The organism is Hoylesella buccalis ATCC 35310 (assembly GCF_000177075.1).
Lineage (GTDB): Bacteria > Bacteroidota > Bacteroidia > Bacteroidales > Bacteroidaceae > Prevotella > Prevotella buccalis.
Window position 1 is genome coordinate 14,664 of the sequence record NZ_ADEG01000099.1, and the last position, 23,394, is coordinate 38,057.

The 23,394-nt window shown below is 46.0% G+C and carries 16 protein-coding genes; 11 read left to right on the plus strand and 5 right to left on the minus strand.

What is annotated here, in order from left to right:
* Nucleotides 1–64 precede the first annotated feature (64 nt).
* On the minus strand, nucleotides 65–2,128 hold the full coding sequence (locus HMPREF0650_RS11140; protein ID WP_040563280.1) for an HD family phosphohydrolase: 2,064 nt from the start codon (nucleotides 2,126–2,128) through the stop codon (nucleotides 65–67).
* Between the two features lie 214 nt (nucleotides 2,129–2,342).
* On the opposite strand from HMPREF0650_RS11140, the gene gltX reads away from it, so the two are divergent.
* The 3 genes from gltX (at nucleotide 2,343) to HMPREF0650_RS11155 (ending at nucleotide 8,857) form a co-directional block, all read left to right on the plus strand.
* The gene (gltX, locus tag HMPREF0650_RS11145) at nucleotides 2,343–3,881 is read left to right on the plus strand and encodes a glutamate--tRNA ligase (protein ID WP_040563275.1); all 1,539 of its coding nucleotides are present in this window, start codon (nucleotides 2,343–2,345) and stop codon (nucleotides 3,879–3,881) included.
* Between the two features lie 35 nt (nucleotides 3,882–3,916).
* Entirely contained in the window at nucleotides 3,917–5,134 is a 1,218-nt protein-coding gene (locus HMPREF0650_RS11150; protein WP_004350863.1) for a 3-deoxy-D-manno-octulosonic acid transferase, read from the plus strand.
* Between the two features lie 156 nt (nucleotides 5,135–5,290).
* Nucleotides 5,291–8,857, plus strand: a complete 3,567-nt coding sequence (locus HMPREF0650_RS11155; RefSeq protein WP_004350865.1) for a glycosyl hydrolase 2 galactose-binding domain-containing protein — start codon at nucleotides 5,291–5,293, stop codon at nucleotides 8,855–8,857.
* Nucleotides 8,858–9,168: 311 nt separating this feature from the next.
* Here the strand turns inward: HMPREF0650_RS11155 and HMPREF0650_RS11160 are convergent, their stop codons facing one another.
* The gene (locus HMPREF0650_RS11160) at nucleotides 9,169–10,251 is read right to left on the minus strand and encodes a mannose-1-phosphate guanylyltransferase (RefSeq protein ID WP_004350867.1); all 1,083 of its coding nucleotides are present in this window, start codon (nucleotides 10,249–10,251) and stop codon (nucleotides 9,169–9,171) included.
* A 770-nt stretch (nucleotides 10,252–11,021) separates the two neighbouring features.
* Between HMPREF0650_RS11160 and HMPREF0650_RS11165 the strand changes: the two genes are divergently transcribed.
* The 4 genes from HMPREF0650_RS11165 (at nucleotide 11,022) to HMPREF0650_RS11180 (ending at nucleotide 17,494) form a co-directional block, all read left to right on the plus strand.
* Nucleotides 11,022–13,817: a TonB-dependent receptor gene (locus HMPREF0650_RS11165; RefSeq protein WP_004350870.1), complete on the plus strand. Its 2,796-nt coding sequence runs from the start codon at nucleotides 11,022–11,024 to the stop codon at nucleotides 13,815–13,817.
* A gap of 54 nt (nucleotides 13,818–13,871) precedes the next feature.
* Nucleotides 13,872–15,386, plus strand: coding sequence for a beta-helix domain-containing protein (locus HMPREF0650_RS11170; protein WP_004350871.1), 1,515 nt, complete (start codon nucleotides 13,872–13,874; stop codon nucleotides 15,384–15,386).
* A 356-nt stretch (nucleotides 15,387–15,742) separates the two neighbouring features.
* Nucleotides 15,743–16,111 (plus strand): BlaI/MecI/CopY family transcriptional regulator, encoded by a 369-nt coding sequence (locus HMPREF0650_RS11175; RefSeq protein ID WP_025072043.1) that lies wholly within the window; start codon nucleotides 15,743–15,745, stop codon nucleotides 16,109–16,111.
* Nucleotides 16,112–16,177: 66 nt separating this feature from the next.
* Nucleotides 16,178–17,494, plus strand: coding sequence for a M56 family metallopeptidase (locus HMPREF0650_RS11180; RefSeq protein WP_004350874.1), 1,317 nt, complete (start codon nucleotides 16,178–16,180; stop codon nucleotides 17,492–17,494).
* Nucleotides 17,495–17,641: 147 nt separating this feature from the next.
* Here HMPREF0650_RS11180 and nadD read toward each other — a convergent pair whose 3' ends face one another.
* The 3 genes from nadD to HMPREF0650_RS11195 all read right to left on the minus strand — a co-directional run bounded on the left by nadD (nucleotide 17,642) and on the right by HMPREF0650_RS11195 (nucleotide 20,350).
* Nucleotides 17,642–18,217: a nicotinate (nicotinamide) nucleotide adenylyltransferase gene (gene nadD / locus HMPREF0650_RS11185; RefSeq protein WP_004350875.1), complete on the minus strand. Its 576-nt coding sequence runs from the start codon at nucleotides 18,215–18,217 to the stop codon at nucleotides 17,642–17,644.
* A gap of 14 nt (nucleotides 18,218–18,231) precedes the next feature.
* Nucleotides 18,232–19,305, minus strand: a complete 1,074-nt coding sequence (gmk, locus tag HMPREF0650_RS12870; RefSeq protein ID WP_004350877.1) for a guanylate kinase — start codon at nucleotides 19,303–19,305, stop codon at nucleotides 18,232–18,234.
* A gap of 169 nt (nucleotides 19,306–19,474) precedes the next feature.
* Nucleotides 19,475–20,350: a YicC/YloC family endoribonuclease gene (locus tag HMPREF0650_RS11195; protein WP_004350879.1), complete on the minus strand. Its 876-nt coding sequence runs from the start codon at nucleotides 20,348–20,350 to the stop codon at nucleotides 19,475–19,477.
* 91 nt (nucleotides 20,351–20,441) lie between these two features.
* On the opposite strand from HMPREF0650_RS11195, the gene tsaB reads away from it, so the two are divergent.
* The 4 genes from tsaB to HMPREF0650_RS11215 all read left to right on the plus strand — a co-directional run.
* The gene (gene tsaB / locus HMPREF0650_RS11200; protein ID WP_004350880.1) at nucleotides 20,442–21,134 is read left to right on the plus strand and encodes a tRNA (adenosine(37)-N6)-threonylcarbamoyltransferase complex dimerization subunit type 1 TsaB; all 693 of its coding nucleotides are present in this window, start codon (nucleotides 20,442–20,444) and stop codon (nucleotides 21,132–21,134) included.
* A 51-nt stretch (nucleotides 21,135–21,185) separates the two neighbouring features.
* Nucleotides 21,186–21,779: a DUF4290 domain-containing protein gene (locus HMPREF0650_RS11205; RefSeq protein WP_004350882.1), complete on the plus strand. Its 594-nt coding sequence runs from the start codon at nucleotides 21,186–21,188 to the stop codon at nucleotides 21,777–21,779.
* Nucleotides 21,780–21,783: 4 nt separating this feature from the next.
* Nucleotides 21,784–23,097: a UDP-N-acetylglucosamine 1-carboxyvinyltransferase gene (gene murA, locus HMPREF0650_RS11210; protein WP_004350884.1), complete on the plus strand. Its 1,314-nt coding sequence runs from the start codon at nucleotides 21,784–21,786 to the stop codon at nucleotides 23,095–23,097.
* On the plus strand, nucleotides 23,090–23,394 hold a 305-nt coding region (locus tag HMPREF0650_RS11215), incomplete at its 3' end, for a ribosome maturation factor RimM (RefSeq protein WP_004350885.1). The genes murA and HMPREF0650_RS11215, both read left to right, overlap by 8 nt.

A 23,394-nucleotide genomic window follows, 5' to 3' on the forward strand; every position in this document is an offset into this window, starting at 1 on the left:
GTCATGGTCTGTATCAAATGTTTCCGCTGAGGTAGAGTCTACATCTAACTTGTAGAGGCCTCTTTTAATTCGTGTTGCTAACTTTCTCTTCCGGATATGATATCCGCGTGTGGTAAATGGCCTTCAGTCGTTCTATCAATACCTGCTTGGCTTGCAACACATCCCTGAAGGTAATGGGGCAATCGGTGAAGGCACCGCGCTTCACTTGTCCGTCAATGATTTTGTTGGTAAGCTCTGTAATGCTATCTTCCGTGTACTCGGGAAGCGAGCGAGAGGCAGCCTCAACAGAGTCGGACATCATCAAAATGGCTTGTTCGCGCGTGAAAGGATCGGGTCCCGGATAGGAGAAGGGTGCAGGATCTACCTCCTCATCGGGGTGTTCATTCTTGTATTGTATGTAAAAATAACTTGCCGTGCTGGTGCCATGATGGGTCAAGATGAAGTCTTTGATAAAGGATGGCAGGTTGTGTTGCTCTGCCAATTTCACGCCGTCTGGCACATGACTCACGATGATGCGGGCACTCTCCTTGGGTGAAAGACCTTCGTGTGGGTTGGCTCCCACTTGATTTTCGGTGAAAAAGGCGGGGTTGTTCATCTTCCCAATGTCATGATACAGGGCACCGGTACGCACCAGTAGGGCGTTGGCCTCAATCTTGTTGGCAATCTCAGCGGCGAGGTTGGCCACGGTAATGGAGTGCTGGAAGGTGCCGGGAGCTATCTCGCTGAGGTCGCGAAGGATGCCCCGGTTGGTGTTGGACAGCTCGAATAGCGTGACATTGGACGTGAAGCCAAACATCTTTTCGATGACATACATCAGCGGATAAGACAGCAACAGCAGTACAGCATTAGCTGCAAAGTGGTAATACATGTCGATGTCAAGCTTGTCGAGCGAGCTATTTTGCATGAGTTGTAGTGCAAAATAAACCACCGCATACGATAGTCCTACGAGGATAGCTGTCTTGAATACCTGTGATCGTTGTGTGAGTTCGCGTAGAGAATAGATGGCTACCAGGGCCGCAACGATTTGCATGATGATGAATTCGTATTGGTATTTCACCGCCGCGGCACAAATCAGAATGATGATGCACTGTGTGACGAACGCCGTTCTTGAATCCATGAACATGCGCACGAAGATGGCTGCGGTGGCCAATGGCAAGATGTACACGCTGAACAAACTGTGCTTCATCATCAGTGAAACAAAGATGGGAAACAATGCGATGAGTACATAAAGCATCATGATGCTGCGCGGCTTACTGAAATAGTCTTTGCGGAAAAGCGACAAATAGACCGTGAACAGAATGATGAGGATGCTCACATAGAGCAGTTGGCCATAGAAAGTGGTCTTGGTTTCTTGGTCAGAAACGTTTCTGCGCTTCATCTCTCGCTCGTATGAGTTTAATACCCGATAGGTGTATTCGTCGACGATGTCGCCCCGGTCGATAATCTTTTGTCCGCTAATCATCATGCCGCTGGCTATCGGAATGCTGCTCAAAAGGTCGTTGAGCTCGGTTTCACTCCGGTCTTTGTCATAAATCAAGTTGGGCTGTAGGTAGAAGTTCAGGTTGCAACGTTGCAACAATTGGCGATAAGGAGCCAGCTTGTTGTCGGCAAACAGCTGTTCGTAGGCCGACAAGGTAGAGTAAACGCAATTGACTTGGACGCTCTGTGCCGCCTTGCCATTCACCACTCTGACCATGTTGGTCGAATCTTTTGCGAACCGATTATATTCGGGTGTGTTGATAATGCCTGCCTGATAGAGGCGATGAAACCTATCCAAAAGGATGTGCATGTAGGCCGCTGGCAAGCCTGGCACGCCCAACTTGAAGTCGTTTTTGAACCGTTCTATCTGCTCTTTCTCCACATTTGCCTTATAATTGAAGTAAGGTTGGAAATACTGCATCAGCGAGTCTTTCTCCTGTTGGATGGCCTCATCTGTCTTATAGATGGGGAAATCGAAGGTGGCAATGAATGAATGATACATCCAAGGCTTGTCCACATCGTAATGAAACTGCTGCGACGTGTCGCGTGGAAGGCTCCATACAATGAGCACAACGGTGACCACCACGAGTATTATCCTCGTTAATATGTTTTGCCAGTTTTGCGAATCTGTTATGTTAAGTTTACTCATTTTGTCACAAAAAATAGATATCTTGTTCTGAAACGTGTTGATAGATGGGATGTAATCCCTATAAGGCTCGTTTGTGTGCCATGAACCTTTTGTCTGTTCATGATACAGGGTCTTTCGGCCAACTATCATGCGAAAATACAAAAAAAATACGGCATACTGCAAAAAAATGACTACTTTTGCACAAAATTTAATATCTTATCTTCATTTATTTAAAATGGCAGAAAGAAAAGTAAGGGTGCGTTTTGCACCCAGTCCTACCGGTGCTTTACATATTGGTGGAGTACGAACAGCGTTGTATAATTATCTTTTCGCACGTCAGCATGGTGGCGATCTCGTGTTTAGAATCGAGGACACCGACTCTCATCGTTTCGTTCCCGGAGCCGAAGAATATATCCTTGAGTCATTCAAATGGTTGGGCATCCAGTTTGATGAAGGTGTTTCTTTCGGCGGAGAGCATGGGCCCTACCGTCAAAGCGAGCGTCGCGTGCTATACAAGACGTACGTTCAGCAGTTGCTGGATGCAGGTAAGGCTTATTATGCTTTTGACACTCCGGAGGAGTTGGAGGCCAAAAGAAACGAATTAAAAAACTTCCAATACGATGCTCATACGCGCATGCAAATGCGCAATTCGTTAACAATGACGCCCGAGGAGTGCCAACAACGCATCGCGGATGGTGAGCAGTATGTGGTGCGTTTCTTGGTAGAACCTGGTCGTGAGATACATGTACAGGACTTGATTCGTGGCGAAGTGATTGTCAAGAGCGACATTCTTGATGATAAAGTGTTGTACAAGAGTGCTGACGAACTCCCCACTTACCATTTGGCTAACATTGTTGACGACCATTTGATGGAGATTACACACGTCATTAGAGGTGAGGAATGGTTGCCCAGCGCGCCCCTCCATGTGTTGCTCTACGAGGCGTTTGGCTGGACCGACACCATGCCTTCGTTTGCCCATCTGCCCCTGTTGTTGAAGCCGGAAGGCAAAGGTAAACTGTCGAAGCGTGATGGTGACCGCTTGGGCTTCCCCGTCTTTCCGCTGGAATGGCACGACCCCAAGACGGGTGAAGTGTCGTCAGGATTCCGCGAGAGCGGTTATTTCCCCGAGGCAGTGGTTAACTTCCTCGCTCTTTTGGGATGGAATCCGGGAACCGATCAGGAGATATTCTCACTCAACGAGTTGGTTGATGCCTTTGACATCACACGCTGTTCCAAGGCCGGAGCCAAGTATGATTACCAGAAAGGCATTTGGTTCAACCACGAATACATGTTGCAGAAGAGTGATGATGAGATAGCCGATCTCTTCGCACCCATCGTTGCCAACAACGGCGTAGATGAGTCGATGGATCGTATCCGGCAGGTGGTTCACATGATGAAAGACCGTGTCGACTTCGTTAAAGAGCTTTGGCCGTTGTGTTCTTTCTTCTTCGTAGCACCGCTGGAGTACGACATGAAGACGGTTCGCAAGCGTTGGAAACCCTATTCAGCAGAGCAGATGACCGAGTTAGCCGACTTGCTGGAAGGTCTTGACGATTTCTCCATTGAGAATCAAGAGCAGCATGTCATGAATTGGGTCAAGGAGAAAGATTATAAACTGGGTGATGTCATGAATGCGTTCCGTCTGACTTTGGTCGGAATAGGCAAAGGCCCGGGCATGTTCGATATTTCAGCTTTCCTGGGTAAGAACGAAACATTAAGGCGTTTGCGTAAGGCCATTGAGGAGATTCCCACCGTGGCTTCTCATCTTGCCTGATGCAAATAAGCTGAATAGGAAAACCTCTTTGCATCGTGTATCAAGTAGCCATATACCTCTATCTGTGCGGTGTTGCCGTGGCCAGTATCTTCAGTAAGAAAGTTAAGAAGATGTGGAAGGGCGAACGCCAGGCCCTTGATATCCTCAAGAGCAAGGTCAATCCCAACCATCAATACATCTGGTTTCATGCCGCTTCGTTAGGTGAATTTGAACAAGGGCGGCCGTTGATAGAGCGAATCCGCGCCGATTATCCTGAATATAAAATACTACTGACATTCTTTTCGCCTTCGGGTTACGAGGTGAGGAAGAACTATGAGCATGCCGACGTTGTGTGTTATCTGCCCATAGATACCATCCGCAACGCCCGCAGGTTTTTGAGAACGGTGCGCCCGTGCATGGCTTTCTTCATCAAATACGAGTTTTGGTACAATTACCTGCACATCCTCAAGCACCGCAATGTGCCCGTTTACAGTGTCAGCAGCATCTTCCGAGAGCATCAAATTTTCTTCCGTTGGTATGGCAAAAGTTATGCAGGCGTCTTGAGATGTTTTACGCATTTCTTTGTCCAAAACGAAAAGAGCAAACACTTGCTTCACACGCTAGGGATAGATACGGTCGATGTCGTAGGCGATACTCGCTTCGATAGAGTGTTGCAAATCAAGGAGAAAGCTCAGCAACTCCCGATAGTTGAGGCTTTCAAAGCAGATAAAAAAGTGTTTGTTGCAGGCTCAAGTTGGGCGCCAGACGAAGATATTTTTATTCCTTTCATGAATGAATGTAAGGGTTGGAAAATGATCATCGCCCCCCATGTCATCAGCGAAGAGCATTTGAAGCGTATCGAAGAAAAATGCAAAGGAAAGACGGTTCGTTACACAGCAACAACACCCGAAGAAGCTGCACAAGCTCAATGCTTGTTAATCGACTGCTTCGGACTGCTATCGAGTGTTTATCATTATGGTGAGGTGGCGTACGTTGGTGGAGGCTTTGGGGTAGGAATACACAATGTGTTAGAAGCCGTTGTATGGAATATGCCCGTACTTTTTGGTCCTAATCATCAGCGTTTTCAAGAAGCGCAAGAACTGATTAAGGCGAAGGGAGGGTTCGAAATCACGGATAGTTCTTCGTTTGCACGTATGATGCAACAGTTCATGACTCAGCAAGAGTACTTGCGATTGAGTGGCGAAGCGGCTGGTAGTTATGTGGAATCAAAGGCGGGTGCTACCCATAAGATTTTGAAGCAAATAGATTTGTAAATCAATCTACCTTTGCAAAAAGGATACCGTTTGACTTTCAATAAAACGATATAGTGTAAAAGGTTAACTTATTTTCTTGAGTTAACCTTTTGTGTTCTTGTACTTTATGCTTATTTTTGTCAAACAATCAACAATCAATTTTCAACGACATACAATATGATACGGCATTCAAGATATTTTTATTGCTTTTTGGTAGTGATGACTTTTTGGGTACAATTTGCTTTTGCACAAACCTATACTCGTGGCGTTGGTATTTATCCAGGGTGTGTGCAAGAGGCTTATGTGCCTATGTTAGTGCAGGATGACACCTATCGTAACATCGCTTTGCATCGCCAGGCGTACCATTCTTCGAGCTATGATTACAATCTCACGGCACAATTGCTCACCGATGGCATCATCACTCGTCTGGGTTCTGCCTATCTGGTAGCAAGCACCAATAGTGGCGTTTTGCCCCTTCGCGAACGCGAATGGGCCATTGATGGCGGAGAGTATACCCGCAATATCTTGATGGGTAGCCGGGCAAAGTTAGAGTACCACTGGCAGGGAATGAGCATCAAGGCCAACCAAGTGAAGCTGTTTGCCAGCGTAGCCTATCAGCCCGAAGTGGCCAAGAATGGGTTTTCCATCAAGGTGATGGGTAAGAATCGCAAAGGACAATGGGTGGTGTTGGACGAGAAACGTGGAGAAGCATTGCCCGGAGAGGCTTCGAAATACAAGGCACACAGCGACCCTAACAAGAATACGGGCGGTGACTTGTTGCCTACGCGAAAGATCAATATCAGCTTCAACCTCAACACCAAGGGTAAAGCTTTCAGCGACTTTCGCTTGGCATTGGACATGGATGGCGCTGCTTACTGGACCGTTACCGAATTGAAGTTTTATCAAGACGGGCGACCAATGACCGACCTGTTGCCTTCGTCTGTCTTCAACAGCTGTTGGATGAGTGCGGAGGGCGGCAACCAATGGGTGTATGTTGATTTGGGCGTGAAGGCCTCTTTTGACAAAATTCGGTTGCATTGGGTGCAAAAGGCCATGCAAGGAATGCTTGAAGTGTCTGATGATGCCCAGCGATGGCGACCGCTATGTAAGTTGTCTTCCAAGAATGTGACCCTCGATGAGTACGACTGCAAGGCCACGGCCAGATATGTTCGTGTGAACATGCAGGGTGCACGGGCGGGACAACGTTATGCAATCAGTGAGTTGGAAGTGATGGGGCGTGGGGGATTGGTGGCGCATCCTAAGACACAAAGCCGGCTGGATGGCAACCAACTTTCGCTCAATGGAGGACACTGGCGATTGCAGCGTGCCTCGCAAGTGCGGGCAACGGGCGAACAAATTGCGCAAGCAGCCTTTGACGACAGTGAGTGGATAACGGGCACAGTGCCTGCCACGGTGCTGTCGAGCTATATGAACATAGGCGCCATACCCAATCCAAACTATGCCGACCATCTGTTCATGATTTCCGAATCGTTCTTCAATTCCAACTTTTGGTATCGTCGCTCGTTCCGCGTTCCCCAAGCAATGTTGGGCAAACATGTGTTTTTGAACCTTGATGGCATTAATTGGAAGGCCGACATCTACCTCAATGGAAAGAGGGTTGATCGTATGGAAGGGGCGTTTGTTCGTGGAAGAATCGACGTTAGCAAACTGCTCGTAGCGGGCGAGAATGTGCTGGCCGTGGAGATTGTGAAGAATCAACATCCAGGTGCTGTCAAGGAAAAGAATGAGATGAATACCGACTTTAATGGGGGAATCTTGGGTTATGACAATCCTACGTTCCATGCCACGATTGGGTGGGACTGGATCTCTACCATCCGTGGGCGTAACATCGGTATTTGGAATGACGTGTATCTGTCTGCTGAAGGTGGGGTGAGTTTGACAGATCCAGTGGTGACTTCGTGCTTGAATCTGCCTGATACGTTGGCTACGGTCACACCGTCAATCGTACTGAAAAACAACGAATCGCATGCTGTGACAGGACGGTTGAAGGGCTGGATAGGCGAGGTGAAGTTTGAAAAAACCGTGACGTTGCCCGCATTGGCCACGGTGGAAGCAACGTTTGACCCATCGAAATTCGCCGATTTGAAGAACCGTCGTCTGCGTTTGTGGTGGCCCAATGGTTATGGAGCACCTTATCTTTACGACGCTGGATTTACGTTTGAGGTGGACGGAAAGGTGTTGGACGAGCTGACGTTCAAGGCCGGAATTCGTGAAATAGGGTATCGGGATGTTGATACCCGACTGACGATGTATGTCAATGGGAAACGCTTCGTGCCACTGGGAGGCAACTGGGGCTTCAGTGAGAGCAATCTGAACTATCGGGGTAGGGAATACGATATTGCCGTGAAGTATCACCGCGATATGAATTATAACATGATACGCAACTGGGTAGGGCAGACCGGTGATGAGGAGTTTTACGAGGCTTGTGACCGCTATGGCATTATGGTGTGGCAAGATTTTTGGCTGGCTAATCCTGCTGATGGACCCGATCCGATGGACGAGGACATGTTTCTGAAGAATGCAAAGGATTATGTGTACCGCATTAGAAAGCATCCGAGTATCGGTTTGTACTGTGGACGAAATGAGGGTTATCCACCCGAAACGATCGATAGGGCGCTGCGTCAATTTGTACAGACGTTGCATCCAGGACTTTGTTATGTGTCAAGTTCGGCCGATGATGGCATCAGTGGGCATGGTCCATACCGTGCCTTGCCTGCGAAAGAATACTTTGAAAAGCAGACTGGTAAGCTGCATTCGGAGCGTGGAATGCCAAATGTCATGACCTTCGAAGGACTTTCGAGAACACTAAGTCCAGAGGCTTTATGGCCTCAGAATGCACAATGGGGACAGCATGACTACACGTTGCAAGGAGCACAGCAAGGAGATTCGTTCAACAAAATCATCGAAAAGGCGTTCGGAAAGGTGCAAAACGCCAAGCAGTTCACCGCTCTTGCGCAGTGGGTGAACTATGAAGGCTATCGTGCCATGTATGAGTCAGGAAGCAAAGAACGGTTGGGATTGTTGATATGGATGAGCCATTCGTGTTGGCCCAGCATGACTTGGCAGACATACGACTACTACTTTGAACCTACAGCCGCTTTCTTTGGCGTGAAAAAAGCATGCGAGCCGTTGCATATTCAGTGGAATGCAAGCACGCGAAACATGGAGGTTGTCAACCTAAATAAAGTGGTGCACGGGACCTTGAGGGCACAATGTGAGGTGCTGGATATCCATGGCAAGCGACTTTCATCTCATGAGATGGCGTTGCAGAGCAAGCCTGACACGACCGTTGTATGCACTAAAATAGAAGAGCCTGACATGCCAGGGACGGTCTACTTTTTGAAGATGAAATTGATAGATGATGACAACCAGGTGCTGTCAGACAACTTCTATGTCTGCTCGACCGATGAAGGAAACCTGCAAGAACTTAGGCGTTTGCCCATGGTAACGTTGACCACACATGTTAAATGGGAAGGAACTCAGGCAACGGTTGTGCTGAAAAACGAGAGTGCCACACCCGCCATGATGAACCGCATCAACTTAAAAGGCAACGATACCCTGCAAATTTTGCCGGTTGACTATAGCGACAATTATTTCCACCTCATGCCCGGTGAACAGAAAACGGTGACCGTGAAGTGGAAAAAAGAAGACACTCGTGGTTGCGAACCGATGCTGGAAATAACGGGACTGAATGTAAACTTAATAGAAATGTCTGCGCGCTGACCTCTTATGAATCAATCATATAATCCTTATTGAATACTGTATAATAGATGAAAAAACTAATAATATGTCTTGTAGTCTACGCTTGTATCACTGCTTTTGCTGGCTCCTTTTACCGATAAGTCGATGATGCGTGACGTGTTGACCATTGAGTTGTTGCGACCTTATTTCGACTTTGTGGCGAGTGTTAGATGCGGTGAACTCATCTTGGATGGCACATACCATAATCATGATGAAGAGATTTCTTCATCATGTGAAATCACTCGTCTAATTGTTTTTATATAATTAAAAGGTAAGGTCAAACCAGAGAACGTCTAAATATAGTCCGTTCCCTTCTTGATTTGTACCTCGTTAACGTACTTCCGCACCAAGGCTGACGAGTCTTCTTTCTTGCAAATAAGCAATACGTTGCCATGTTCGGCAATGATATACCCTTCCAGTCCGTTGAGGATGGCCAGTTTATTCTTCGGCAACTTGATGACGTTGTTTTGGCAATCTTCAAGGATGACGTCGCTGTCAATCACCACATTGTCCGATTCGCTCTTCTGCATGGCCTCGTAAATGCTGTGCCAAGTGCCGATGTCGGCCCAACCAAAGTTGCACTTCATGACGTATACCCGGTCTGATTTCTCCAGTACGCCGTTGTCAACCGATAGGTTGGGGTACAGCGGGAAGTTTTTATTGATGAAATGGTTCTCCTCTTCGATGGTCCAATTGGGTGTCATGGCGTCGAGATTGCGCAACACAGAGGGCAGTAACTTGAACAGACAGTGGCTCAAATAACGTATGTTTGCCATGAACATGCCCGTGTTCCAATAAAACTCACCGCTTTCCACAAACATCTTGGCAAAATCTCTTTCGGGTTTTTCGGTGAACGACTGTACTTGATAAACGCCATTCCCCGCCGGTTCGCCCAATTGAATGTAGCCATATCCGGGTTCTGGTCTGGTGGGCTTGATACCCAGGGTTAGCAACTCATCTCTCTGACTGACGAAAGCAAATCCTTCTTGGATGTCGCTTACAAAGGCATCCTCGTTCTGAATCATTTGGTCGGACGGTGTCACCAATAGGTTGGCGTCGGGGTTGAATCGCATGATGCGATGTGCGGCCCATGCCACGCTTGGTGCAGTGTTACGATGGATAGGTTCGGCCAAGATGCGGTCTTCCGGGATGTCGGGCAACTGCTGATGAACGTCATCAAGATACGACTGATTGGTGCTGATGAAGATGTTATCGGGTGAAACCACCTTGAGCATCCGGTCGTATGTCTGCTGCAAAAGCGTACGTCCTGTGCCAAAGAAGTCTATGAATTGTTTCGGCGTGGCTTCACGACTGCAAGGCCAAAGGCGTTTACCCTTTCCTCCGGCCAGAATGACACAGTATTGGCTATCTGACATGATGGTATGGTTAGTTGTTGATTAGATTTCAAAGGTACGAAAATAAACCATACCGAACAATTATTTTAGTTTTATTTTGACCCAGTATTAAATATTCACACCTCATTGAAAGATGGCGAAAAAAGTGGGTTCATGTCAATGAATATTCTTGACAACGTACCTCTTTCTCCTTGGCTTATTTGCAAACAGTCATGCCTGTGGTTGCAAATAACGCAAGGATGAGCGACTTTTGTATGTGTCTGTGGTATAGTTTGTTACAGAAATAGTACACCGCTTGTCTGCTATCCCTGTTGCTTTTTGTCGCCAATAGCATAGCTTTTAACCTCCAATCTGCATGCTTTTGGTGGGCAATAACATGCCTATTGCTCCGCAAAGTGATGCTTCTTGCAGCATTATCTCAATGCTTTTCATGAAAAAGGGCGATATTTCAGCCAAATAATCTGCTATTTGCTCCTTGCTTGCCTATTGATTTTTTCTAGATTGAAAGTTTTCAACTGCTATTTTAGGAGACTTATTTTGATAAAAAATCGAACAAATTGTGGAAGGCGTGATACATCACGATCCGCCTCTGTCAATTTAAAATGGAGAACGTGGAAGGATGAAGGTGCGATTCATCGCCAGGCAGGTTTGGCGCACAGCAAGTTGCAATAGTAATGAAATACATGTTGTGAATTTGTCACATAGTTGTATCGTTATCATCATATTACGGAAATGAAAATGCAACATCATACCCGTACTTTTGCAGCGTAAAAATTAGTTCAGTATTTCTAATGAAGACAATGAAAAGGGGATTGGTAGCTGTATGCATGCTACTACTGATGAGTTTACAAATGGCCGGCCAAGAGATTAGCGGCACGGTGGTGGATGCTAAAAGCAAAGAGCCGTTGATAGGTGCGACCATTGAGATAGCAGGTGGCAAGCCTACCGGCGTCACCGACATGGATGGAAGGTTTAGGCTTACCGGGCTCAAGGAACAGAAATACACGCTTATAATAAGGTACGTTTCTTATAAGGCCAAAACGCTTCGAGGGGTTCTCACCGGCACCACCGACTTGGTGGTAGAGATGAGCGCTGACGAGCAGACGCTGAAAGAAGTGCAGATAACGGCTGCCGTCAAACAAACCACTGAGACTGCCATGGTACAGTTGGCGAAAGAGAGTCCGTATGTGATGAGCAACATCTCTTCGCAAGAGATTCGTCGCACGCAAGACTCAAACGCCGGAGAGGTAATCAGGCGTGTGCCGGGTGTGAGTTTAATAGAAGATAAATTCGTGATGGTGCGCGGACTGTCTCAGCGTTATAATAATGTATGGGTGAATGGGGGTGCCGTTCCCAGCAGTGAAGCCGACTCAAGGGCTTTCTCGTTTGATATTGTACCCAGCTCACAAATAGACAATTTGTTGATTGTAAAAACCCAATCGCCCGAATATCCATCTGATTATAGTGGTGGATTTATTCTGTTGAACACAAAGGAGATACCGTCAGAAAACTCGTTCTCGCTATCCTTAGGAGGCAATTGGAATACCCAATCGGCATTTCAAGACTTTACTTATGCCAAAGGTTCGAATACCGATTTTCTTGGATTTGATGGCGGTTTGCGCTCGTTAGACGGCGGTATTCACAGTCAACTGAAAACCTTATCAGATCAAGCGATTAGCTTATTGGATAACGGATTGAACAATGACTGGCACGAGAAGACGAAGAAACCTTTGGGAGATTTGAAACTTTCTGCCAATTGGAATCACCAATGGGACGTGAATCGGTATCGACTGGGGATGATTGTTGTGCTGAATTACAGTAACGAATACAGAACCTATCGGGACATGGAGAACAACCTGTTTGGCATTTATGACGCTCAAAACGACCGCGAGAACTATCTGCGCCAATCGGTTGACAACCAGTTTAACAACAATGTGCGCTTGGGTAGTATGTTCAATCTTACGCTCATGTCGAAAAATGGGAAAAACAAATACCAATTGAAGAATATCTTTAACCAGTTGGGCAACAATCGCTATACCGAGCGTAACGGCATCAGTGCACAGTCGAACAATGAACAATCGGCAGAATATTATTATCGTAGTCGCACCACCTATAATGCACAGCTTACCGGAAAGCATACGCTCAAGGCGCACGAGTTGGACTGGAATGTGGGCTATGCATACGCCAATCGGCACATTCCCGACCGCCGACGCTATTTGGTTAACGATGCCATCGAGACCAATCGGTTAGGATTGTTGACAGGAAACGATGTGTCACGTGAGTGGACACATTTGGATGAGCACATTGTATCGGGGAGTGTGAACGACAAGATAACCTTTAATTGGGGGCAATGGGAGCCATTTTTGAAGTATGGTGCGTATGGCGAATATCGTACCCGCGATTACACAACTCGCGAATTGATATACAATTGGAACACGTCTAACAACAACATGCCAGACGGATTCAGGTACATGGAGATGCCAACCCTGCTGAGCGATGCCTCTTACTTTGGTGTGGACAAGTTGCACTTGCTGGAGCAGATGCACATGCGCAACGACTATATCGGACACAATACATTAGGCGCAGGATACTTGGCAATGTCTCTCCCCTTTGGCAAGTTAGGTATCTACGCCGGTGTCCGATTTGAACATAACAACATGGAGTTGGTATCAAATACACGAGACACAGAAGTGAGTCATGTCAGTACATTTTATAAAACCAACGACTTGTTTCCCTCGCTCAACACCACCTATAAGTTTAATGATCAACATCAACTGCGTTTGTCGTATGGCAGAAGTATCAACCGGCCAGAGTTTCGTGAGGTGTCGTCGTCGGTATATTATGATTTCGATTTAGCTTCCGATGTAAAAGGCAATCCTAACTTAAAAAATGCGTATGTGGATAACATCGATTTGCGATACGAATACTATCCAAGCCGAGGTGAACAGATATCTGTAGCAGCTTTTTACAAACACTTTAAGCATCCTATTGAGTGGACCTATACGGTGACAGGAGGTACAGATTTGAATTATTCGTACATCAATGCCTTGGCTGCTAACAATTATGGACTGGAGTTGGACATCAAGAAAACGCTTGATTTCATCGGACTTCCTCATTTCAGTTGGTCACTCAACGGGGCTTTGATTAAAAGTAGTGTGCAGTTTGAAAAGGGGGCCAAGGAAAAAGACAGACCCATGCAAGGACAGTCACCTTATCTGATTAACACAGGAATATTTTATAAGAACGAGGCGCACCAAATGCACATCGCCTTGTTATACAATCGCATAGGTAAACGTATCATAGGTGTGGGACGTAGCGAAGGCACCACCTCGGGCGACAACATCAATGCCCGCGTGCCCGATAGCTATGAGATGCCACGAGATGTCATTGACTTGACGGCTTCTAAAAAGTTTGGAAATCACTGGGAACTTAAGTTAGGAGTGCGCGATCTGTTAGCACAGAAAGTGTATTATAAGCAATTTGCTGACGTAACCTACGCTGATGGAGCCAAGAAAGAGGTAACCGAAATCAGTCGTTGTTATCAACCCGGACGCAATTTATCGTTGTCGGTTATCTATCAATTTTGAAAACTAAGTTAATTTAAATATCATATTTCGTTCATTGATTAAAACAAAACAAAGATGAAAAAAAGTTTGAATTTATGGGGATTGATGACAGTCCTAACGCTCTCTCTCGGTTTTACTGCTTGTGGAGATGATGATGATGAGCCAGTTGATAAAAAGGAGTCAACGCCCCAATACGTTTGGGGAACAGATGGTGGGTTAAAGAGTTGCGACCACTTATTGTTTACGAATGGTAAGGAAGACCCTAATGGTAAAGAGATTGGCAATGGCAATCAGGAGTTTGTCTTCAAGGGGAAACAAACGTTAAAGAAAGGTACTTATCTACTGATGGGCTGGGTGTATATTGCCGAAGGCTCGGAACTGACCATTGAACCTGGTACTATCATCAAGGGTGATAAGGCGACAAAGGCTGCCCTGATTGCCGAACGAGGTGGAAAACTCATTGCGAAAGGCACGCCTACAGAACCTATTGTGTTTACATCGGCACAAGCCAAAGGCAACCGAAAGCCTGGAGATTGGGGTGGTGTCATCCTCTGTGGAAAGGCTGTAAACAATCAGCAGGAAATGGAAATAGAAGGAGGTCCACGCACCAAGCATGGAGGTAATGACAATGCAGACAACTCGGGTGTGTTGAGTTATGTGCGTATTGAGTTTGCTGGTTATCCATTCAGACAGGATAAAGAAATCAATGGTTTGACCTTGGGCTCGGTAGGAAGTGGCACACAGCTCGACCATATCCAGGTTTCTTACTCCAATGACGACTCTTACGAGTGGTTTGGAGGTGCGGTAAACGCTAAGTATCTCATTGCTTACAAAGGTTGGGATGATGATTTTGACACAGACAATGGCTATTGCGGTACGGTACAATTTGGTCTTGTTGTACGTGACTCGAAGCTTGCGGATGCCTCTCAAAGCAATGGATTTGAAAGTGATAACAATGGTTCAGGATCGGCTGTTGAGCCTTATACCACTGCACAATTCTCGAATATCACGTTTATAGGACCTAAATTGGATAAGAACTTCCAAAACAAGCCCGATTATATTACAGGTGGAAGTATGAATCCCAATAATGGTTCGGCACTCGGTAAGTTCCAATCTGCCATGCAAATTCGTCGTAACTCTCGTTTGAGTTGTTACAATACGTTGGCCATTGGCTATCCTATCGGCCTGATGCTTGATAATGAAAAGGGCGACACACAGGGTGCTGCCACAGCTGGAAAACTTAGTTTGAAGAACATCTGGTTTGCAGGTATGGATGCCATTGGTTCGGATATGAACAAGAAATATGAGGACGAGTTGGTCACTGACTATAAGGCAAAGAAGGCAGATAGCAGCAAGAAATCATTCTCTACCACCTTCTTCTTATCACAGGGTAACATCGTGAAGGAATCTTGGGAAGGCCTGATTGATACCAAAACATTCAAACCTTTGGCATCAAGTCCGTTGCTGAACGCTGCTTCTTTCACAGGATTGAAAGGCTTTAAGACAGTTTCTTACATTGGAGCCTTTGCTGCAAACGATAACTGGGCTGACGGTTGGACAGAGTTCGATCCAGAAAATGCCAATTATTGATTGTACGTTGATGCGATAGTAAATTTGTAGGTTTTAGCGATTCTATAGCGGATCGTATAGATAAGTAGTTTTTTTATGACTTCTTATACTTGTCTATACGAAACGTTATAGAATCTTTTTTTGGTGTATCAATCAGCCCAATAGTACCCATAACGAGTACTGTTTTGTGTAAAAATTAGTATTACGATATGTTCGTAATAATATTACAAACAATCACTTTTGATAAATATTTATAATTTATTAACAAAGAAATACTTGACATTACTACGAAAAGTTCGTAGATTTGCGAGTGATAAGCAATCAATGGACTGACATCAGACAGTTGCTTACGGTTTAAGTTGATAATACGCAAGATGATGAATATGGAAAAATTGACAGTACAAGAAGAAGAGGTCATGCAACGGATATGGCAATTAGGAAGTTGTACGGTAAAGCAAATATTGGGTGAGCTGGGCACGCCTCCACCGCCATACACCACTGTTGCTTCGGTGGTGAACAACCTCAAGCGCAAAGACTTTGTAAATCAAGAGCAGCGGGGAAACACCTACGTTTACTCTCCTGCTATTCCAGAAGAGAAGTACAAACAGCACTGTATGTCGCGTTTTGTTCGTGATTACTTTAGTAACTCGTTCAAGGACATGGTGTCTTTCTTTGCAAAAGAAGAGAAACTGTCTTCTGAAGATTTGCAAGACATCATTGACCAAATTGAGAAGGGTAACGAATAAACACCTTTCCCTATCGCTGGTTAGAAAATAATAGATTTGAACACGCACACTTAAAAAATACAGATTATGCTTATCTATCTCGTCAAAGTGAACATAGCCCTCATACTGTTGTATGGTTTTTATCAGATGTTTTGTGCCAAAGACACGTTCTTTGGCTGGAGAAGAGGTCTTTTGTTAGGCATTTATGCCGTCGCCTTCTTGGTTCCATTGATGCCAACAATCGATTGGCTCATGACCGCTGAAACCTCTCAAGGAATGGTATTAACGTACCGGCAAGTAGTGCTTCCTGAGCTAACTGTCGGAGCAGAGAAGACCGAGTTGACTTGGATGAACGTGGCGCAATGGATATATATAGGTGGGGTAGCGGTACTCTTACTTCGGATGTTGGTGCAAGTAGGCATGATTGTGGCCATGGTTATCCGCACCAAAACGCGCGAGATAGACGGTTGCAAGGTGCATATCATTAAGGGCAAAGGCAGTCCATTCTCCTTTTTCCAATGGATATTTGTGAATCCCGACGCACAAACGCCTATTCAACTGCACGAGATATTGGTGCACGAACAGACACATGCCCGACAATGGCATTCGATAGATGTCATTTGTTCCGAACTCTTTACCATCGCATGTTGGATGAATCCTTTTGCATGGTTGTTGAGACGAGAGGTGAGAATGAACATAGAATATTTGGCAGATCATCGAGTGGTGGCAAATGGAATCAACTCTAAAACCTACCAATACCACCTATTAGGATTGTCGTATCAAAAGAATGTAGCTACAATTTCAAATAACTTCAATGTTTTACCATTAAAAAAAAGAATCAAGATGATGAACAAACGCAGAACAAAACCCGTAGGAAAGGTTAAATACTTGTTTTTCCTTCCGCTCGTAGCCGCACTCCTCGCAGCGAGCAATATAGAGAGTATCGCACGCTCTATCAGTGAACAACCCACTATTGTGAAGAAAGATGCCGTAAAAGTTTTGCGGCAGACGCAACCACAAAAACCCAAGAAGAAACGGACACCTGTTAAAACACAGAAGAAAGGTGGCACCGTAAAAGATAGTGACGATAAAGTGTATTCGGTATCATCAGTGATGCCCGAGTACGAAGGAGGCATACCTGCTTTAATGAATTTTTTGGCAACAAACATGAAATATCCCGTAGAGGCGCAGAAAAAGAAACTGGAAGGGCGCGTCATCGTGAGTTTTATAGTAGAAAAAGATGGGTCGCTGTCAAACTTTAAGGTTGTCAGATCTATTGACCCATTATTAGATGCGGAAGCCCTCAGAGTGGCAAAGTTGCAAAAGAAGTGGAAGCCTGGATATGAAAAAGGCAAGCCTGTACGGGTTCAATATACACTTCCTATCACTTTTAAGTTGAAATAAATTCCAGAATAAATGCAGGGGATTGGAAAAAAGATAGTGAAACTTTGCTGCCATATCCCCTTCATTACCTCAAAATGATGTTGGATAGGAAATCCTTATTGCGATGTGGCGATGGGTTCCTATCCAATTCTTTTATCAGTCCTTCGTTTAGGGGTGAGGATAATACCGAGTGGCAAGTGGAATGATTTTTGGTGGAATCAGTTGGTTTACATCTTCGCCTTGCTGGATGCGTCGGCGCACTTCGGTGCTGCTGATGTTGTAGAGAGGCGTGTCCAACAGGTGAGCGTTGTGGGGCAAACTTTGTTTGTTGATTGGAGCGTTGCGGCGAGGATAGATGATAATCTCGTAATTTCGCAGAATATCTTCATAGTGTGCCCACTGATTGAATACCAGCCAGTTGTCGGCTCCGATGATGAGCGTGAATGATACTTCGGGATACTCGGTGGATAAATGTCGCAGCGTGTTCCAGGTGTATGATGGTTTGGACAGGTGAAATTCGGTATCGCAGGCGATGAGTTTCGGCTCGTTTTGAAGGGCCGTGCGTGTCATTTCCAAGCGCAAATGGTCGTCGAGCAATTCGTTTTGGAGTTTCAAGGGATTTTGAGGGGACACCATGAACCATATCTCATCCAAGGCGGAAAGCCTGAGAATATGCTTTGCCAACTGGACGTGTCCGTTGTGTATGGGATTGAAAGACCCACCGTAGATGCCTACTTGTTTCATCGTGCCGGGTGATTTCACGCTTTCTCTTCTTCCAAAAATGAGCGGATGACCTCCAATGTTTCCTGTTTCGCCTTTGCCAAATCGTCATTGATTACGATTTTGTCAAATTGAGATGCGAACGATAGCTCGTATGAAGCCTTGGCCAGACGGTCTTCTATGACACTCTGTGCGTCGGTGGCACGCCCTTCCAACCGACGTCGAAGCTCATCTACCGAGGGTGGCTGTATGAAGATGCTCAAGGCCCTTTCGCCATAAAACCGTTTGATGTTGATGCCACCTTTGACATCCACGTCGAACACAACGTTTTGCCCAGCAGCCAACTGCTTGTCCACTTGCGCTTTCAAAGTACCGTAAAAGCGGTCTTCATATACCTCCTCGTACTCCAAAAACTCATCGTTGTCAATACGTTCGCGAAACTCCTGAGGACTGACGAAGAAGTATTCCACGCCATCTCGTTCCGTACCTCTTGGTTTACGACTGGTGCATGAGATGGAGAAAGCCAGTTTTAGTTCGGGATGTTCTTCCATGAGCCAGTTCACGATAGTGCTCTTACCACTGCCAGAGGGTGCGGAGAAGATGATGAGATGGGATTGTGGCCTCCCCCCGCCCCTCCGAAGGAGGGGAGCCTTATCAGAGGACGTCGTATTCTGTACGGTTTGCTGTTTGTTTTGTTCGTTTCGATGATTCATGATATGTCTTATTTGCTTAAGTACGTTTTGTGTGTCTGCCAACACCTCTTCGTTTGTGAATCGTATAACCTGATAGCCAAAAGATTCGAGATATGCTGTTCGTTGTTCGTCAGAGATGAGTTGGTCGCCAATGAAATGATAACCTCCATCCACCTCAATAATCAACTGTTTGGAAAGGCATACAAAATCGGGTATATATTGGCCAATCAAATGCTGTCTTCTGAATTTTGCCCCCAAACGATTCCCTTTTAAGTATTCCCAAAGTGCGGCTTCAGCCTGCGTTGGGTGTTTCCGATGTTGCAGTGCACGCTCTTGCAATACTTTGTATAAAGAAGCATCAGCTGTCTCGTATTTATATCTTTCTTGCTTGTTTTTCGCCATTTCCTTGATGACAGTCATAAGAGTGGTGAACAATGTTCATGAAAATAGCCTTTCCCTCTATCCCAAAGTACAAACAGTGTAGCTCCCTTATATTTAAGTAGCGTAATAATTACCAATATTTCCTACCTCTTTTTTGTACAGCTCCCCTCCTTCGGAGGGGTTGGGGGAGGCTCCCCTTTTCTATGGTCTACAGTGCATTGAACACCTGTTCTTTGATTTGTTCCAGTTCGTCTTTCATCTTCACCACGATGTTCTGCAACTCTGCGAGATTACTTTTCGACCCCGTTGTGTTGATTTCTCGGCCCATCTCTTGTGCGATGAAGCCCAGTTTCTTTCCAACGGGTTCGTTCTCGTTCATGGTGGTGCGGAAGTATTTTAGGTGATTAGCCAGCCGTTGTTTCTCCTCACTGATGTCGAGTTTCTCGATGTAATAAATCAGTTCTTGCTCTAGACGGTTCTTATCATACTCAACATCAGGTATCTGGGAGAGACCGTCAACGATGCGAGCGCGTATCTTTTCAACACGCAACTTTTCGTATGGTTCAATCTCATTCAGCAGGTTGGTGATGTTGTCCAGTTTCTCGGTGAACTTCTTTTGCAGTGCGGCGCCTTCTTGTTTGCGGAAGTCGATGAGCTGGTTGAGAGCCTCTGTGATGGTCTTTTGTGCGACAGCCCATTCTTCATCATCAAGCACTTCGGTCTCGGTCTTGATGGTCACATCGGGAAGAGAGAGTAAGGTGCGGAACCAATCTTGCGGTTCGGGCAGTCCGGTCGTGGCTGCTATTTGTTTGATTTGCTTGTAATAATTCTCAACAACCTCGCTGTTAATGGGAGAAAGGTCTGTTGATGCGTCTTTTTCTATCCAGATGGAGAAGTCTATTTTGCCCCGCTCTAACGCATGAGCGACTTGTTGGCGAATCTCTAATTCTTTCTCTCGGTACAGTGGGGCGATACGTGTAGAGAGATCAAGCGACTTGCTGTTGAGTGATTTGATTTCGACATTGATTTTCTTTTCCTTGTAGATTGTGGTTGCCTTTCCGTAACCAGTCATCGATTGTATCATAATTTCAACACGTTAAATTTATGCAAAAGTAATCATTTTGCAGGAAAAAAGCGTAAATTTGCATTTTATTTAGGTAATATTTACGATACGTATGTCGTGTATTTTAAGCATAGAGACGAGTACAGACGTGTGTTCCGTGGCCGTAAGCCAAGATGGAGCATGCATCTTTGAGAGAGAAGATCACAGCGGTCCCAATCATGCCGTGAAGTTGGGTGCGTATGTAGACGAAGCACTGTCGTTCATAGACAGTCATTTGATTCCGCTCGATGGCGTGGCAGTGAGTTGTGGACCGGGTTCGTATACAGGGCTGCGAATTGGCGTGTCGATGGCCAAAGGCGTTTGCTATGGTCGTTCGGTCAAATTGATTTCCGTTCCAACGCTCGAGCTGTTGTGCGTCCCCGTGTTGTTGAGCGAGCAAATACAAGAGGAAGATGCGTTGCTGTGTCCCATGCTGGATGCCCGTAGAATGGAGGTGTATGCGCAGCTCTTCGACCGTTCTTTGAAAGAAATTCGACCGATACAAGCCGACGTGGTCGATCACGAAACGTATAAATCATATTTGGATGAACATCCCATATATTTCTTTGGGAATGGTGCTGAGAAGTGTTTGGAGGCCATCAACCACCCTAACGCGCATTTCATCAAAGGCGTAGAACCCTTGGCTAAGAACATGTTCCCATTGGCGGAGAAGCGCATGATGAACGAACAGTTCGAGGATGTGGCCTATTTCGTCCCGTTCTATTTGAAGGACTTTGTGGCCAAATCACCCAAAAAGTTGCTTTAAGAGCATGGGGCTCGCTGCGACGAGGCTTTTAGTTGATAAATAAATTGAACTATGGATATTGAAGGATTAGATTATAATACCCAGCGCGAGAAACTCATCTTGCCCGAGTATGGCCGTGAAGTGCAGAACATGGTAGACCATGCTGTATCGCTCACCAACAAGGATGAGCGTCAACGATGTGCCGAAACCATTGTCGCAATCATGGCTCGAATGTTTCCACAGAGTCGTGAGAACGAGGATGTTCAACGGAAAATGTGGGATCATCTTGCCATCATGAGCAACTTTAAGCTTGACATCGACTATCCTTATGATGTTTCGCAGGCGGCCAAGATTTATGCAAAGCCCGAACCATTGAAATATCCTATGAATCGAATTCCTGTGCGTCACTATGGAAACATGGTGTTCGAGATGTTCGAAAAGCTCAAGACCATGAAGCCTGGTGACGAACGTGACGAGTTGGCTCGCGTTACAGCAAACCAGATGAAACGCAACCTAATGCAGTGGGGACACGGCTCCTCGGATGACGAGAAGGTAGCTTTCGACCTTGAAAAGTTCACCGACGGCAAAATTGTTCTTGACCTTGATACTTTCAAGTTCGACCGGATGGACGCGCGTCCCAACGAAAGAAGGAAAAAGAGACGATAAGCGTATGGAGGCATTTGTCATTGAAGGCGGCCATCAGCTGAGCGGAACAATCAAGCCACAAGGAGCCAAGAACGAGGCGTTGCAGGTGATTTGTGCAACGCTTCTTACCTCCGATCCTGTCACAATCAAGAATATTCCAGACATTCTTGATGTCAACAACTTGATCAAATTGATACAAGAAATTGGTGTCAAGGTCACCCGAATCAATAAAAATGACTATGTTTTCCAGGCAGACGAGGTTAATCTCGACTATCTGGACAGCGACGCTTTCGTCAACAAATGCTCATCCTTGCGCGGCTCTGTCTTGATGATTGGCCCTTTGTTGGGTCGCTTTGGCAGGAGTACCATCGCCAAACCAGGCGGTGATAAGATAGGTCGTCGTCGATTGGACACTCACTTTCTAGGCTTCAAAGCACTGGGCGCGAAGTTTAGACATGATGCAACTCGTGACGTTTATCACATAGAAACGGCAAACAAGCTCAAAGGCTGTTACATGCTTTTGGATGAGGCGTCGGTTACAGGAACAGCCAATATCATCATGGCAGCCGTGATGGCAGAGGGGACAACCACCGTGTACAATGCGGCTTGCGAACCCTATATCCAGCAGTTGTGTCATCTATTGAATGCCATGGGAGCCAACATCAGCGGCATCGCATCGAACTTGTTGACCATTGTTGGCGTCAAGTCGCTGCACAAAGCCAAACACACGGTCTTACCAGACATGATTGAGGTGGGGTCGTTCATCGGCATGGCGGCAATGGTAGGCAATGGTGTGAGAATCAAAGATGTGGCTGTTCGGCACTTAGGAATCATCCCAGATACTTTCAGACGATTGGGAATTAAAATCAAGATTGAAGGTAACGATTTGCTCATTCCCCGTCAACCGCATTACCAAATCGACTCGTTTATCGATGGTACCATCATGACTTTGAGCGATGCCCCATGGCCAGGACTTACGCCCGACTTGCTGTCGGTGCTGTTGGTGGTGGCAACACAGGCGTGTGGTTGCGTGCTTTTTCATCAGAAAATGTTTGAAAGCCGACTGTTTTTCGTAGATAAACTGATAGACATGCGCGCTCAAATCATCCTATGCGACCCGCATCGTGCGGTGGTTATCGGGCACGATCGCCAATTTAGGTTGCGTGCCGGCCGCATGACCAGTCCCGACATCCGCGCCGGTATCGCATTGTTGATTGCGGCATTGAGTGCTGAAGGTACCAGCAGAATAGAAAACATTGCCCAGATAGACAGAGGGTACGAGGACATAGAGGCTCGTCTCAATGCATTGGGCGCACATATCAAACGTGTTGATGATTAAGGAAGAAGATGTTTACCGCATAGGCAAGATTGGCAAACCGCATGGTGTTAAAGGCGAGTTGTCATTCCATTTCACCGACGATGTGTTCGCTCGTACGGAGAGTTCCTATCTCATTTTGAAGGTTGATGGCATCTTCGTGCCTTTCTTCTTGGAGGAATATCGCTTCAGAAGCGGTGAGACGGTCTTGGTTAAGTTTTGTGATGTCGATTCACAGGACAAGGCTCGACAGCTGACTGGCTGCGAGGTTTTCTTTCCAAGGGCGATTGCTGAGTCGGATGATGCCCATCTCTCTTGGGC

Coding starts and splice junctions, on each gene's coding strand:
- HMPREF0650_RS11180 (WP_004350874.1), top strand. CDS start 16,178: ATGCTTATCTATCTCGTCAAAGTGAACATAGCCCTCATACTGTTGTAT.
- HMPREF0650_RS11155 (WP_004350865.1), top strand. CDS start 5,291: ATGATACGGCATTCAAGATATTTTTATTGCTTTTTGGTAGTGATGACT.
- HMPREF0650_RS11170 (WP_004350871.1), top strand. CDS start 13,872: ATGAAAAAAAGTTTGAATTTATGGGGATTGATGACAGTCCTAACGCTC.
- HMPREF0650_RS11165 (WP_004350870.1), top strand. CDS start 11,022: ATGAAGACAATGAAAAGGGGATTGGTAGCTGTATGCATGCTACTACTG.
- gltX (WP_040563275.1), top strand. CDS start 2,343: ATGGCAGAAAGAAAAGTAAGGGTGCGTTTTGCACCCAGTCCTACCGGT.
- nadD (WP_004350875.1), bottom strand. CDS start 18,217: ATGAAACAAGTAGGCATCTACGGTGGGTCTTTCAATCCCATACACAAC.
- HMPREF0650_RS11205 (WP_004350882.1), top strand. CDS start 21,186: ATGGATATTGAAGGATTAGATTATAATACCCAGCGCGAGAAACTCATC.
- HMPREF0650_RS11195 (WP_004350879.1), bottom strand. CDS start 20,350: ATGATACAATCGATGACTGGTTACGGAAAGGCAACCACAATCTACAAG.
- gmk (WP_004350877.1), bottom strand. CDS start 19,305: ATGACTGTCATCAAGGAAATGGCGAAAAACAAGCAAGAAAGATATAAA.
- HMPREF0650_RS11140 (WP_040563280.1), bottom strand. CDS start 2,128: ATGAGTAAACTTAACATAACAGATTCGCAAAACTGGCAAAACATATTA.
- HMPREF0650_RS11160 (WP_004350867.1), bottom strand. CDS start 10,251: ATGTCAGATAGCCAATACTGTGTCATTCTGGCCGGAGGAAAGGGTAAA.
- HMPREF0650_RS11175 (WP_025072043.1), top strand. CDS start 15,743: ATGAATATGGAAAAATTGACAGTACAAGAAGAAGAGGTCATGCAACGG.
- murA (WP_004350884.1), top strand. CDS start 21,784: ATGGAGGCATTTGTCATTGAAGGCGGCCATCAGCTGAGCGGAACAATC.
- tsaB (WP_004350880.1), top strand. CDS start 20,442: ATGTCGTGTATTTTAAGCATAGAGACGAGTACAGACGTGTGTTCCGTG.